Source organism: Microbacterium sp. WCS2018Hpa-9 (assembly GCF_031843745.1).
Classification (GTDB): Bacteria; Actinomycetota; Actinomycetes; order Actinomycetales; family Microbacteriaceae; genus Microbacterium.
Window position 1 is genome coordinate 125,968 of record NZ_JAVTIY010000007.1, and the last position, 13,310, is coordinate 139,277.

Here is a 13,310-nt window from a genome sequence, read left to right on the forward strand (position 1 = left end):
GTCATGCACCGTCGCACGCGTTCCCTTCTCTCCACCGCCCTGGCCACGGTCACCGCCGCCGCCCTGATCGGCGTCGCGTTGCCGGCGTCGGCCGCCTCGGCCCCGCCTCTCGTGCCTTCGGCCGTCGCTGCACCCGAGCCGGTGGATGCCACCATCACCGTCCCTCGGGTCGAGAATCTGCCCGCCGACTTCATCGGCGGCGTCGACGTGTCGTCGGTGCTGTCACTCGAAGAGTCGGGCGTCGTGTTCCGAGACTCCGACGGCACGCCGGGTGATCTGTTCGAGATCCTCGCCGACGCCGGGGTCACCGACGTGCGGGTGCGCGTGTGGAACGACCCGTTCGACGCGAACGGCAACGGCTACGGGGGAGGTGACGTCGACGTCGATCGCGCGATCGAGATCTCACAGCGCGCGACGGATGCCGGACTCGGCGTGCTCGTCGACTTCCACTACTCGGACTTCTGGGCCGACCCCGCGAAGCAGCAGGTGCCCAAGGCCTGGGAGGGGATGACGGCCGACCAGGTCGCCACCGAGGTCGGCGCGTTCACCCGCGATGCCGTGCGACGCCTCGTCGCAGCCGGAGTCGATCTGCGCATGGTGCAGGTCGGCAACGAGACCAACGGCGGCATCGCCGGGGTGCGCGGCTGGGATGACATGGCGAAGGTGTTCTCGGCAGGTTCCGCCGCTGTGCGCGCCGAGGCGCCTGACACTCTCGTCGCCGTGCACTTCACGAACCCCGAGCGCGCCGGGTTCTATGCCGACGTCGCCGCGCAGCTCGACCGGCGCGACGTCGACTACGACGTGTTCGCGTCGTCGTACTACCCGTTCTGGCACGGCACACCCGAGAACCTCACGGCGGTGCTCTCGCATGTCGCCGAGACCTACGGCAAGAAGGTCATGGTCGCCGAGACCTCGTGGGCGTTCACGCTCGACGACGGAGACGGCCACGGCAACGTGGTCGACCTGCCGTCCGAGGCGACGCAGTATCCCGTGAGCGTGCAGGGCCAGGCCGACGCAGTGCGCGCGGTCGTGCAGGCCGTCGCAGATGTGGGCGAGGCGGGCATCGGCGTGTACTACTGGGAGCCCGCATGGCTGCCGGTCGGCACGCCCGCACAGATCGAGCAGAACAAGGTGCTGTGGGAGCGCGACGGCTCGGGGTGGGCGTCGAGCTTCGCCGGTGAGTACGAACCCCATGATGCCGGTCAGTGGTTCGGCGGATCCGCGTGGGACAACCAGGCCCTGTTCGGGTTTGACGGCACGGCATCCGACGCGCTGAACATCTTCTCTTACGTGCGCACCGGGGCGCAGGCTCCGCGCGCGGTCGAATCGGTGCAGCCCGTGGCGCTGCAGCTGGTCGAGGGCGATGCCGTCGAGCTGCCGGGCGAAGTCACCGTGCTTTACAACGACGGGTCATCGGAGCAGCAGGCGGTCACGTGGTCGGCCGGAGCAGAGTACATCGAGAGCGTCGGCGAGTACACGATCGCGGGCGAGACTGAAGCGGGTCTCGCGGCCTCGGCCACTGTGACGGTCGCCGCGCGGAACTTCTTGCGCAACCCCGGGTTCGAGGATGCCGACACGAGCATGTGGGGCGTGGCCGGGTCGGGTCTCACCCTGCGCGCATGGGACGACCCGCGCACCGGCACGCACTCGGCGCACTTCTACGCGGCATCCGCGTACTCGTTCGAACTTTCGCAGACGGTGACCGGGCTGCCGGCTGGATCGTACGTCGCACGGGCATCGCTGCAGGGCGACGGTGAGGGTGCCGATGGGCGCGCCTCACTGTCGCTGTCGTCGCCGTCGACCGCTGGTGCCGCCGCGGCCTTCGGGCTCGACGGCTGGCGTGTGTGGTCGACGCCGACGACCGAGGCGCTGCAGGTGGGGGCCGAGGGCACGGCCGTCGTGCGCATCACAGCTGCTCTGCCGGCGGGGGCGTGGGGCACGATCGACGATCTCGAGCTCGTGCGCGAACCGGCGCCGGGCGCCGACACCACGGCCCTACGTGCGCGGCGCGACGCCGCTGGTGCGCTCGATCTCTCGACGTATGTCGAGTCGTCGACGACCGCCCTGCCCGGGGCGATCGCGCGAGCCGACATCGTGCTCGCGGCGACCAGCCCCCGTGCGGATGCCGTGGCGGGAGCCGTGGCGGCACTGGATGCCGCGGTTGCCGCGCTGGTGCTGAAGGATGCTGCGACGGCTGCGCCGGCTCGCGGCGTGCTGTCGCACGACAACGGCCACGACACCGGCCTGCTCGACGGCGACTTCACGCTCACCATGAACCTGTGGTGGGGGCAGAACGCCACGCAGCTGCGAGTGTTCGAGAACGGCGTGCTGATCGAGACGGTGCCACTGACGTTCGGAGGCACCGCCGCGCAGACTGCGCAGATCGCCGTGACCGGCAAGGCGAACGGCAGCTGGGTCTACACCGGCGAGCTCGTCAACTCGCAAGGCGTGACGGCGGTGAAGCCCGTGACGGTGAAGGTGAAGGATGCGGCCCCCGGCACGCCCGTGCTCTCGGCAGACAACTGGGACGGCGACGGGTCGTACACGCTCACCGCCGACATGTGGTGGGGCACGAACGCGACTTCGTACCGTCTCTATGAAGACGGGGTGCTGCTGACCGAGGGGGCGCTCGCCGCGAGCAGTCCCGCCGCGCAGCGGGTCACTGTGGCGGTCGCCGACCGTGCGGCGGGGAAGCATACCTACCGCGTCGAGTTCGTGAACGCCGCCGGCAGCACAGCCAGCAAGACCCTGACCGTGACCGTCAAGCGCTGACGGCATCGCCTCGGAGGGAAACCCAGAGCATCCGATCGGCGAGCGGCGTGTTCGGATGCGACGCGCCGCTCACGCTCGCATCGGTCTGGGTCTTCCCGTGTGAAGGGCAGGGGACACGACGAGAGACCGGCATCCTGGGGCGGATGCCGGTCTCTCGTCGCGTCGCGGATTACTTGCTGAGGAAGTCCGTCAGCGCGGCGTTGACCTCGTCGGCGTGGGTCCAGAGCAGGCCGTGCGGGGCGCCCTCGACCTCGACGTAGGTCGCCGCGGGCACTGCCTGGTGGAACCGGCGGGCGGTGGCGTCGATCGGCAAGATGTTGTCCTTGGTGCCGTGGAGGATCAGCGTGGGCTTGCCGGCATCGCGCACCGCATCCACGTCGCCGCGGAAGTCCTCGATCCACGACGAGACCACGGCGTAGGCGGCGACAGGAGCGCTGCCGATCGCGACGTTCCAGCTGCCGGTGACGGCCTCCTGGCTGATGCGCGAACCGAGGTTCTCGTCGAGGTTGTAGAAGTTGCTGTAGAAGTCGGTGAACCAGGCGTAGCGGTCGCCCTTGGCGGCTGCCTCGATGCCGTCGAAGACCTCCTGCGGCACACCCTCGGGGTTGTCGTCGCGCTGCACCAGGAAGGGCTCGAGCGAGGCGAGGAAGGCGAGCTTGGCGACGCGGTCGTGGCCGTAGGTGCCGACGTAGCGGGCGAGCTCGCCGGTGCCCATCGAGAAGCCGACGAGCACGACGTCGCGCAGGTCGAGGGTCTCGAGCACCGTGTTGAGATCGGCGGCGAAGGTGTCGTAGTCGTATCCGGTGCCGACCTTCGACGACTGACCGAATCCGCGGCGGTCGTAGGTGATGACGCGGTAGCCCTGAGCGAGGAGCTCGCGGGTCTGGCGCTCCCAGCTGTGTCCGTCGAGCGGGTAGCCGTGGATCAGGACGACGGGCTGGCCCGATCCCTGGTCTTCGTAGTAGAGCTCGATCGGGGTGCTGTTCTCGTTTCCGACGGTGATGTAACCCATGATCCTGATCCTTTTCGATCCTGTGAGAACGGTCGTTCTCGCTGATGTTCCCCACTGTAGAGAACGCTCGTTCTCATGTCAAGTACACTGGGAGAATGACCGAGCAAACGGTGCGTGAACAGATCCTTGCGGCTGCTGACGAGCTCTACTACCGCAAGGGATACGCGGCTGTCGGCATGGACGAGTTGAGGGCCGCGGCCGGCGTGTCGCTGCGCCGCCTCTATGCGCTGTTCCCGTCGAAGACCGACATCGTCACGGCTGTCCTCGCCCGCAAGCACGGGGAGTGGGAGTCGGGACTCGCGGGGGCGGTGGCGGATGCCGGGGCTGATCCGCGCGACAGACTGCTCGCCGTCTACGGGTATCTCGAGGACTGGTTCTGCACCGACGATTTCCGCGGCTGCGCCTTCATCAACGCGTTCGGCGAGCTCGGCGGCACGAACCCCGAGGTGGCGAAGATCGTGCGCGACCACAAGGCCTCTTTCCAGGCGTATATGGCGGGGCTCGTGGTCGCGGCCGGAGCGCCGGCATCGCTCGCCGCGCAGCTGTCGATCCTCGCGGAAGGGGCGCAGAGCACCGCGGCCATCGCCGCCGATCCGCAGGTCGCCGTGCAGGCGCGCAATGCGGCCGAAGTGCTGATCGACGCCGCCGTCGCCGCCTGACCGCGGCGCACTCGAGGGATTTAGCTAGCCTGGCTAGCCTTCTCGGATGCCGGTGTCAAGGCTGGTGTGTTCCCGCGCTCACGCGCGTATGGTGCGAGCATGGAATCCCGGACGCAGGACATCGCCCGTCAGACGATCATCATCGCCTCGGCGACCTTCATGCTGATAGCCGCGGCCGTCGGATCCGGTGCCTTCGGGGGCACGTCGGTGAGCGAGCTGCAAGATGGTGCGCTCTCGGCCCAGGGGTCGTATCTCGCTCCGGCCGGCCCCGCCTTCTCGATCTGGTCGCTGATCTACCTCGGCCTGATCGCCTACACCGTGTGGCAGGCGCTTCCGCCGCAGCGGGCGGATGAACGTCAGCGCGCGGTCGGCGGATGGATCGCCGCGTCGATGATCCTGAACGGACTGTGGCTCGTGACGGCGCAGTTCCTGACGCTTCCGCTGACGGTGCTCATGATCGCGCTGCTGCTCGCCACCCTCGCTCGGATCATCGTGATCCTCGGCCGCAGCCGCGCCCGCACCTGGCCCGAACGCATCGTGGTCGACGGTGCGAACGGCCTGCACTTCGGCTGGGTCACCATCGCGACCGTGGCCAACACGACGGCCTGGTTCACGCAGATCGCCCCCGCAGCCTGGGCCGACCAGGCCGAGATCTGGGCCGTCGCCGTGCTCGCCGTCGTGCTCGTGATCGGCACCGCCAGCGCCATCGTGACCAGGCGCGCCGCCCCGGCCCTCGCAACGGCGTGGGGCCTCGGCTGGCTGGCCGTCGGTCGTCTGACCGGTGAGCCCGAGAGCACCGTCACCGCGATCGCCGCGATCGTCGTGGCGGTCGCCCTCGTCGCCGCCGGTGCATGGGGCGTGCTGCGCCGCCCTCGCGCCGACATCGCGCTCTGACTCTGGGGGCGACAACAGGACGATCGCCTGAGATCAGGAGCACCCGGCGAAGATCGTCCTGATCTCAGAGGGTTCGCCTGGTCTCGCGGCGATCGCCGAAGGTGTCAGAGCACGAGCCGGTAGCCCATGCCCGACTCGGTGAGCAGATGCACGGGGGCACTGGGTTCGGCTTCGAGCTTCTTGCGCAGCTGCGACATGTACAGCCGCAGGTAGCCGGAGTCGGAGACCTGCTCGCTGCCCCAGATCTCCTTCAGCAGATCCTGCCGGGTGACCAGGGCGCCGGGGTGCCGGGCGAGGTGCTCGAGCATGCGCCACTCGGTGGGCGTGAGGTGAACCCGCGCTCCCGCTCTGGTGACGGTCTTCGTCGCGAGGTCGACGACGACGTCGCCGAATCCGACCGTCGACTCGCCGCCGGCGGGCACCGATCGACGCGACAGGGCGCGCAGCCGCGCGAGCAGCTCGTCGACCTGGAACGGCTTGGTGACGAAGTCGTCGGCTCCGGCATCCAACGCCTCGACCTTGTCGGCCGACCCGGTGCGACCGGAGACGACGATGATCGGCACGGTCGTCCAGCCGCGCAGTGCCTGGATCACCTCGATGCCGTCGAGCCGTGGCATGCCGAGATCGAGCATGATGATGTCGGGGTGCGTCTGTGCGGCGGCGGCCACGGCGGCGGCACCATCAGCGGCCACGACCACCTCGTAGCCGTGGGCCGCGAGGGTGATGCGCAACGCCCGCACCATCTGCGGGTCGTCGTCGGCGATGAGGAGCTTCACTCCGTCTCCTCCTGCGTGAGATCGGGCTCTCCTGCCAGCGGCAGCGAGATGACCATGGTGAGTCCACCACCGGGGGTGTCCTCGGGTGTCAGGGTACCGCCCATGCCCTCGGCGAACCCGCGCGACAGCGCGAGACCGAGCCCGAGGCCGGTGGTGTTGTCGGTGTCGCCGAGGCGCTGGAACGGCTGGAAGATGCGGTCGCGCTTCTCGGCCGGCACGCCCTTGCCGCGGTCGATGATGCGGATCTCGGCGTGGTCGCCGATGGTGCTCGTCGACACGATCACGCGACTGTCGGTCGGAGCATGCCGGTGCGCGTTCGCGATGACGTTCACCAGCACCCGCTGCAGCAGCACGGGATCGGCCGCCACGGCCGGCAGCTCGGCATCCAGCGCGAGCTCGACATCAGCCGGACCGAGACCGAGCTCGTCGACGGCCGCGAGCACCGGGCCGGCGACGTCGAGGCGCATGTTCGAGACAGCCAGAACACCCGCCTGCACGCGGCTGACATCGAGCAGATCGGTGACCAGTGACGACAGGGTGGCGAGGCTCTCATCCGCCGTGGCGAGCAGTTCTTCCCGATCGGATGCCGACAGGCCGTGCGCTCCGCGCAGCCCGCCGATCGCGGCGACGGCCGAGGCGAGCGGGCGGCGCAGGTCGTGGCTGACGGCCGAGAGCAGGGCGCTGCGCACCTGGTCTGTCTCGGCGAGAGCTGCGACCTCGCGCGCCGTGGCACGCAGGTCGGTGTGCTCGATCGCCGCCGCCAGCTGGGCGACGATCGCGTCGAGCAGTCGTCGTGCCGGCGTGTCGAGGGGTTCGCCGTGCAGTTCGAGCACGGCGGGAGACGACCCGCCTGCCCCGACCGGAATCGAGGTGGCTCGGCCGTCGGGCACAGGTTCGCCGTCGCTTGCCAGCACCTCGCCGTCGGCGGTGAGCAGTCGCACACCCGTGAGGCCGAAGGCCTCGCGAGTGCGGCTGACCATGGCGAGCACTGCGTTGTCTCCGCGGAGCACGTTGCCGGCGACCGCGGCGAGGAGTTCGGCCTCGGCGGCGGCGCGCTGGGCCGTGCGGGCTCGACGGGCGGCCTGGTCGACGATGATGCTGACGAGAATGGCGATGATCACATAGAGCGCCAGGGCGAGCACGTGCAGCGGATGCGCGATCGTGATGGTGAAGATCGGCGAGACGAACAGGAAGTCCAGCGTGATGCCTGAGAGCACCGCGGCGAAGACGGCCGGTCGAAGCCCGCCGACGAGCGCGACGATCACCACGAGCAGTTGGAAGGCCAGCACCTCGACCGTGATCGACTCCGGGCTGCGGAACGCGAACATCGCCCATGACAGCAGCGGTCCGAAGACGAGGGCGATGACGAATCCCAGCAGCTGACGGCGCCACCCGAGCGCGCCGCCGGTGATGCGGGGGAGCGCAGCGCGTCCGCCCGCGGCGGCGTGCGTGACGATGTGCACGTCGATGTCGCCGGAGCGACGGATGACTTCCGATCCGATGCCTGGCCCGGTCAGCGCCGCCGCGAGGCGACCGCGGCGGCTCACGCCGATGACGAGCTGGGTGGCGTCGGCCCCGTGCGCGAACTCGACGAGCGTGCCGGGGATGTCGTCGCCGATGATCTGGTGAAAGCTGCCGCCGAGCGACTCGACCAGCGAACGCTGAGCGGCCAACGCCCCCGGGGTCTCGTCTCGGAGGCCGTCCTGCGCGGCGATGTGCACCGCGAGCAGCTCGCCACCGGCCGAGCGGGCGGCGATTCGGGCCCCTCGACGCAGCAGGGTCTCGCCCTCGGGGCCGCCGGTGAGGGCGACGACCACGCGCTCGCGCGCCTGCCACGTGCCCTCGATGCCGTGGTCGGCGCGATAGCTGCGCAGCGCGCTGTCGACCTCGTCGGCCAGCCACAGCAGCGCGAGTTCGCGCAGCGCCGTGAGGTTGCCGAGGCGGAAGTAGTTCGACAGCGCCGCGTCGATCCGTTCGGCCGGATATACGAGGCCGGCCGACAGCCGGTCGCGCAGCGACTGCGGTGCCAGGTCGACGACCTCGATCTCGTCGGCGGCGCGCACCACGGCATCCGGGATCGTCTCCTGCTGCGCGATGCCGGTGATCTTCTCGACCACGGCGTTCAGTGATTCGATGTGCTGCACGTTCACGGTCGTGACGACGTCGATGCCCGCATCGAGCAGCGCGTTGACGTCCTGCCAGCGCTTCGTGTTCTGCGAACCGGGGGTGTTGGTGTGGGCGAGTTCGTCGACGAGGGCGATCTCGGGACGCCGGGCGAGCACTGCATCGAGGTCCATCTCGCTCAGCGGCACGCCCCGGTGCAGATCGGTGCGACGAGGAACCTCGGGGATGCCGATCGTCTGCGCCGCCGTCGCCGCGCGGTCATGCGTCTCGACGATCGCGATCACGACGTCTCGGCCCTCATCGAGCAGTCGGCGACCTTCGACGAGCATCTCGTAGGTCTTGCCGACACCGGGTGCTGCGCCGAGCAGCACGCGGAGTCGGCCGCGCCGCGGCATCCGCTCTGCCGTCATCAGCCCTCCTGCTCATCGAGCGCGAGATTGAGTTCGGCGACGTTGATGCGCTCTTCGCCGAGGAATCCCAGATCCCGCCCTTGAATCCTAGACTCCACGAGGTCGCGCACCTGCTGCTCGGGCAGGCCGCGCTCCTCAGCCACGCGCGGCACCTGCAGCAGGGCGTAGGCGACGCTGATGTGCGGGTCGAGGCCCGAGCCGGATGCCGTCACGGCGTCGGCCGGCACGGCGCTGACGCTCACGCCCTCGCGTTCGGCGATGGCCGCCTGGCGGTCGCCGATCGCCGTGACGAGGTCGGGGTTCTCGGGGCCGAGGTTGCTGCCGCTCGAGCCCGCCCCGTCGTAGCCGTCGCCGGCGGCCGACGGACGCGATTGGAAGTACTCGGGCAGCGCCTCGCCGTCGGCATCCGTGAAGGACTGCCCGATCAGCGAGCTGCCCTTGCCGTCGGCGAGCGGCGAGCCATTCGCCTGGAACGGCATCAGCAGCTGACCGATGCCGGTGACGACGAGTGTGTAGCCGACGCCGAGCACGAGGGTGAGCACGAGCATCGCGCGGATGGCGACGCCGGTGGTGCGGGCCACGGTGCGAGAGGAGGACATGGGGTGCCTTACTTTCTGGATCGATCGTTGAGCGAGCGGAACTAGACGAGACGCGCTCAGAAGCCGGGGATGAGGGTGATGACGAGGTCGATCAGCTTGATGCCGATGAACGGTGCGATCACGCCGCCCAGGCCGTAGACGAGCAGGTTGCGCTGCAGGATCTGCGAGGCGCTCGCCGGCCGGTACTTCACTCCTCGGAGCGCCAGGGGGATCAGGAACACGATCACGATCGCGTTGAAGATGATCGCGCTGGTCACGGCGGATGCCGGTGAGTGCAGCTGCATGATGTTGAGCGCCGCGAGCCCAGGGAAGACACCCATGAACATCGCCGGGATGATGGCGAAGTACTTGGCGATGTCGTTCGCGAGCGAGAACGTCGTGAGCGCGCCTCGCGTGATGAGCAGCTGCTTGCCGATGCGCACGATGTCGATGAGCTTGGTCGGATCCGAATCGAGGTCGACCATGTTGCCGGCCTCCTTCGCCGCCGACGTGCCGGTGTTCATGGCGACGCCGACGTCGGCCTGGGCCAGCGCAGGGGCGTCGTTCGTGCCGTCACCGGTCATGGCGACGAGTCGGCCGCCCTCCTGTTCGCGCTTGATCAGCTCGAGCTTCTGCTCGGGAGTCGCCTCGGCGAGGAAGTCGTCGACGCCGGCCTCCTTCGCGATCGCGGCGGCCGTCAGCGGGTTGTCACCCGTGATCATCACCGTGCGGATGCCCATGCTGCGCAGCTCTTCGAACCGCTCGCGCAGGCCGTCTTTCACGATGTCCTTGAGGTGCACGACCCCCAGCACGCGGACGGTGCCCTTGGCGGGCTTCACGGCGACGACCAGCGGGGTGCCGCCGCTCGACGCGACGCGGTCGGTGAGCTCGGTCAACTCGGCGTTCGACTCGAGTCCGACCCAGGCGCTGACGGCCGAGCCGGCGCCCTTGCGGATCTCGGTGCCATCGGGCAGGTCGAGTCCCGACATACGGGTCTGCGCGGTGAACGGCACGGTCACAGCGCCTGCGGGTTCGTCGACCTGGATGCCGCGCGACTTCGCCAGCTCGACGATCGACGCGCCTTCCGGGGTCGGGTCGGCGAGTGACGACTGCGCGGCGAGGTAGAGCAGCTCCTCGGGGTCGACCCCCGCGAGCGGCAGCACCTCGTGCGCCTGGCGGTTGCCGTAGGTGATGGTTCCGGTCTTGTCGAGCAGCAGGGTGGTGACGTCTCCCGCGGCCTCGACCGCGCGGCCCGACATGGCGAGCACGTTGCGCTGCACGAGGCGGTCCATTCCGGCGATGCCGATGGCCGAGAGCAGGGCGCCGATCGTGGTCGGGATCAGGCAGACGAGCAGGGCGATCAGCACCGGGATGCTGACGGGCGATGCCGCATACGAGGCGATCGGGTTGAGCGCCAGCACCACCACGACGAACACGATCGACAGGCTCGCGAGCAGGATGTTCAGCGCGATCTCGTTGGGGGTGCGCTGACGGCTCGCGCCCTCGACGAGGGCGATCATGCGGTCGACGAACGTCTCGCCGGGCTTCGAGGTGATGCGCACGACGATGCGGTCAGACAGCACCCGTGTGCCACCGGTGACGGCGCTGCGGTCGCCGCCGGATTCGCGGATGACCGGGGCGCTCTCGCCCGTGATCGCCGACTCGTCGACGGTCGCGATGCCCGCGATGATGTCGCCGTCGCCGGGGATCAGCTCGCCCGCCGTGACGATCACGATGTCGTCGCGCTGCAGCTCGGCCGACGAGACGTCGACCGCCTCGGTGCGCTCTGCCGTGGCATCCGCACCGGCGTCGTACCCGACGACCTTGCGGGCCATGGTGCTCGTGCGGGTTTTGCGCAGGCTCGCGGCCTGCGCCTTGCCGCGGCCCTCGGCCACCGATTCTGCGACGTTGGCGAACAGCACGGTCAGCCACAGCCAGATCGCGATGCCCCAGGTGAACGGCGCGGGAACCGGTGTTCCGCCCGAGTCGGCAGGCCCGCCGAGGAAGGGCTCGGCGATCGCGAGCACGGTGGTGAACGCGGCGCCGACCCAGACGAGCAGCATCACGGGATTGCGCACGAGGGATGCGGGGTTGAGCTTGCGCAGCGCGCCGGGCAGAGCCTGGGTCAGCTGCGCCCAGCCGAACGAGCGGGGCGGTTCGGCGGGGGTGGATTCGGATGCCGCAGCATCCTGCTGTTCCGATGGCGTGGTGATGATGGTCATGTCAGACGAGTCCTTCAGCGAGGGGTCCCAGTGCCAGCACGGGGAAGTAGGTGAGTGCCGTGATGATGACCGTGACGGCGGCGAGGAGGCCGACGAACTGCGGCCGGTGCGTGGGCAGCGTTCCGGTGTTCTCCGGCACGCGCTGCTGCGCCGCGAAGGATCCGGCCAGGGCCAGCACGAGCACGATCGGCAGGAACCGGCCGAGCAGCATCGCGATACCCAGTGCGGTGTTGAACCACGGAGTGTTCGCGGTGAGACCGGCGAAGGCCGAGCCGTTGTTGTTCGACGCCGAGGTGAAGGCGTAGAGCACTTCGCTCATGCCGTGCACGCCGGGGTTGAGGATGCTGGTCGCCTCGACATCCGCTCGGATGCCGGGAATCGCGAAGCTCAGCGCGGTGCCGACCAGCACGAGAGTGGGCGTCACGAGGATGTAGAGGCTCGCGAGCTTGATCTCCTTCGGGCCGATGCGCTTGCCGAGGTATTCGGGAGTGCGGCCGACGAGCAGTCCGCCGACGAACACCGCGATGATCGCGAGCACGAGCATGCCGTAGAGGCCCGATCCGACGCCGCCGGGGGCGACCTCGCCGAGCATCATGTTGAGCATCGGCATCATGCCGCCGAGCGCCGTGTACGAGTCGTGCATCGAGTTGACGGCACCGGTCGACGTCAGAGTGCTCGCGCCGCCGAAGAGCGTGGATCCGAGGATGCCGAAGCGCGCCTCCTTGCCCTCCATGGCCGCACCCGCGAGTTCGGGGGCGCTGCCGCGGCCGGCCAGCTCGAGTGCCGAGAGGGCGAAGGTCGAGATCAGGAAGATCGTTCCCATCACGGCGGCGATCGCGTAGCCCTGGCGGTTGTCGCCGATCATGCGGCCGAACGTGCGGGGGAGTGCGAACGGGATCACCAGGATCAGCAGGATCTGCAGCAGGTTGGTCCAGCCGGTCGGGTTCTCGAAGGGGTGCGCCGAGTTGGCGTTGAAGAAGCCGCCGCCGTTGGTGCCGAGCAGCTTGATGGCCTCCTGCGAGGCGACCGGTCCGCCGGGGATGGTCTGCGTGCCGCCCGAGACCGTGGTCACGTCGGTGAAGCCGGCGAAGTTCTGCACCACGCCGCCCGCGATCAGGGCGATGGCGCCGATCAGCGCGATGGGCAGCAGGATGCGGCCGAGTCCGCGGATCAGGTCGACCCAGAAGTTGCCGATCGTGGTCGAGCCCCGGCGGGAGAGGCCGCGGATCAGTGCCACCGCGACGGCCAGGCCGACGGCGGCCGAGACGAAGTTCTGCACCGTGAGGCCCGCGAGCTGCACGGTGTAGCCCATGGTCTGCTCGGGCGAGTACGACTGCCAGTTGGTGTTCGCGACGAACGACGCGGCGGTGTTGAACGCGAGGCCCTCGGGCACGGCCGGGAGTCCGAGTGACTGGGGCAGGAAGCCCTGCAGACGCTGCAGCCCGTAGACGAGCAGCAGCCCGACGACCGAGAACGCGAGGACGCTGCGTGCGTAGGCCCGCCAGGTCTGCTCGGATGCCGGGTCGACGCCTATCAGGCGGAAGATGCCCCGCTCGGCCTTCAGATCACGCGGCGTGCTGAAGACGTGGGCCATGTAGTCGCCCACCGGGCGGTAGAGCAGCACGAGGGCGACGATGAGGACGGCCGCCTGGAGGATGCCGAACCAGAGTTCGGTGCCGGCGCCCATCAGAACTTCTCCGGGGCGACGAGAGCCACCACGAGGTAGACGACGGCGGCCACGGCGAGGGCGGCGGCGATGATCTCGAAGACGATCACAGTCGTTCCACCCCCTTCGCAACCAGGGAGACGAGGGCGAACAGCGCGAGAGTCAGCGCGATGTAGATGATGTCGAGCACGAGACTC

10 protein-coding genes are annotated in these 13,310 nt (G+C 69.3%); 3 read left to right on the forward strand and 7 right to left on the reverse strand.

What is annotated here, in order from left to right:
* Window positions 1-3 precede the first annotated feature (3 nt).
* Window positions 4-2,772, forward strand: a complete 2,769-nt coding sequence (locus RQG82_RS15320; protein WP_311259857.1) for a glycosyl hydrolase 53 family protein — start codon at window positions 4-6, stop codon at window positions 2,770-2,772.
* A gap of 169 nt (window positions 2,773-2,941) precedes the next feature.
* On the opposite strand, the gene RQG82_RS15325 is transcribed toward RQG82_RS15320, so the two are convergent.
* Complete coding sequence (locus RQG82_RS15325) at window positions 2,942-3,784, reverse strand: alpha/beta hydrolase (protein ID WP_311259858.1); 843 nt, start codon at window positions 3,782-3,784, stop codon at window positions 2,942-2,944.
* Window positions 3,785-3,879: 95 nt separating this feature from the next.
* On the opposite strand from RQG82_RS15325, the gene RQG82_RS15330 reads away from it, so the two are divergent.
* Together RQG82_RS15330 and RQG82_RS15335 are read left to right on the forward strand one after the other, a co-directional pair.
* Window positions 3,880-4,443, forward strand: coding sequence for a TetR/AcrR family transcriptional regulator (locus tag RQG82_RS15330; protein ID WP_311259859.1), 564 nt, complete (start codon window positions 3,880-3,882; stop codon window positions 4,441-4,443).
* A gap of 99 nt (window positions 4,444-4,542) precedes the next feature.
* Window positions 4,543-5,337: a tryptophan-rich sensory protein gene (locus tag RQG82_RS15335; protein ID WP_311259860.1), complete on the forward strand. Its 795-nt coding sequence runs from the start codon at window positions 4,543-4,545 to the stop codon at window positions 5,335-5,337.
* A 104-nt stretch (window positions 5,338-5,441) separates the two neighbouring features.
* Here RQG82_RS15335 and RQG82_RS15340 read toward each other — a convergent pair whose 3' ends face one another.
* Genes RQG82_RS15340 through RQG82_RS15365 form a run of 6 tightly spaced genes read right to left on the reverse strand, consistent with a single transcriptional unit; the run spans window position 5,442 to window position 13,223 of the window.
* Window positions 5,442-6,113 carry a response regulator gene (locus tag RQG82_RS15340; protein WP_311259861.1) on the reverse strand — a complete coding sequence of 224 codons (672 nt, stop codon included), beginning with the start codon at window positions 6,111-6,113 and terminating at the stop codon, window positions 5,442-5,444.
* The gene (locus RQG82_RS15345; protein WP_311259977.1) at window positions 6,110-8,632 is read right to left on the reverse strand and encodes an ATP-binding protein; all 2,523 of its coding nucleotides are present in this window, start codon (window positions 8,630-8,632) and stop codon (window positions 6,110-6,112) included. The genes RQG82_RS15340 and RQG82_RS15345 overlap by 4 nt, the downstream gene beginning before the upstream one ends.
* 14 nt (window positions 8,633-8,646) lie before the next feature.
* Window positions 8,647-9,246: a potassium-transporting ATPase subunit KdpC gene (gene kdpC, locus RQG82_RS15350; protein ID WP_311259862.1), complete on the reverse strand. Its 600-nt coding sequence runs from the start codon at window positions 9,244-9,246 to the stop codon at window positions 8,647-8,649.
* A gap of 56 nt (window positions 9,247-9,302) precedes the next feature.
* Window positions 9,303-11,447 (reverse strand): potassium-transporting ATPase subunit KdpB, encoded by a 2,145-nt coding sequence (gene kdpB / locus RQG82_RS15355; RefSeq protein ID WP_311259863.1) that lies wholly within the window; start codon window positions 11,445-11,447, stop codon window positions 9,303-9,305.
* Window position 11,448: 1 nt separating this feature from the next.
* Window positions 11,449-13,134 (reverse strand): potassium-transporting ATPase subunit KdpA, encoded by a 1,686-nt coding sequence (kdpA, locus tag RQG82_RS15360; protein WP_311259864.1) that lies wholly within the window; start codon window positions 13,132-13,134, stop codon window positions 11,449-11,451.
* Complete coding sequence (locus RQG82_RS15365) at window positions 13,134-13,223, reverse strand: potassium-transporting ATPase subunit F (protein WP_056276367.1); 90 nt, start codon at window positions 13,221-13,223, stop codon at window positions 13,134-13,136. Before RQG82_RS15365 ends, kdpA begins: the two co-directional genes overlap by 1 nt.
* Window positions 13,224-13,310 lie beyond the last annotated feature (87 nt).

What these genes read in the sequence shown, in the direction of transcription:
- RQG82_RS15320 (WP_311259857.1), top strand. Translation starts at nt 4, where the DNA reads ATGCACCGTCGCACGCGTTCCCTTCTCTCCACCGCCCTGGCCACGGTC.
- RQG82_RS15325 (WP_311259858.1), bottom strand. Translation starts at nt 3,784, where the DNA reads ATGGGTTACATCACCGTCGGAAACGAGAACAGCACCCCGATCGAGCTC.
- RQG82_RS15330 (WP_311259859.1), top strand. Translation starts at nt 3,880, where the DNA reads ATGACCGAGCAAACGGTGCGTGAACAGATCCTTGCGGCTGCTGACGAG.
- RQG82_RS15335 (WP_311259860.1), top strand. Translation starts at nt 4,543, where the DNA reads ATGGAATCCCGGACGCAGGACATCGCCCGTCAGACGATCATCATCGCC.
- RQG82_RS15345 (WP_311259977.1), bottom strand. Translation starts at nt 8,632, where the DNA reads ATGCCGCGGCGCGGCCGACTCCGCGTGCTGCTCGGCGCAGCACCCGGT.
- kdpC (WP_311259862.1), bottom strand. Translation starts at nt 9,246, where the DNA reads ATGTCCTCCTCTCGCACCGTGGCCCGCACCACCGGCGTCGCCATCCGC.
- kdpB (WP_311259863.1), bottom strand. Translation starts at nt 11,447, where the DNA reads ATGACCATCATCACCACGCCATCGGAACAGCAGGATGCTGCGGCATCC.
- kdpA (WP_311259864.1), bottom strand. Translation starts at nt 13,134, where the DNA reads ATGGGCGCCGGCACCGAACTCTGGTTCGGCATCCTCCAGGCGGCCGTC.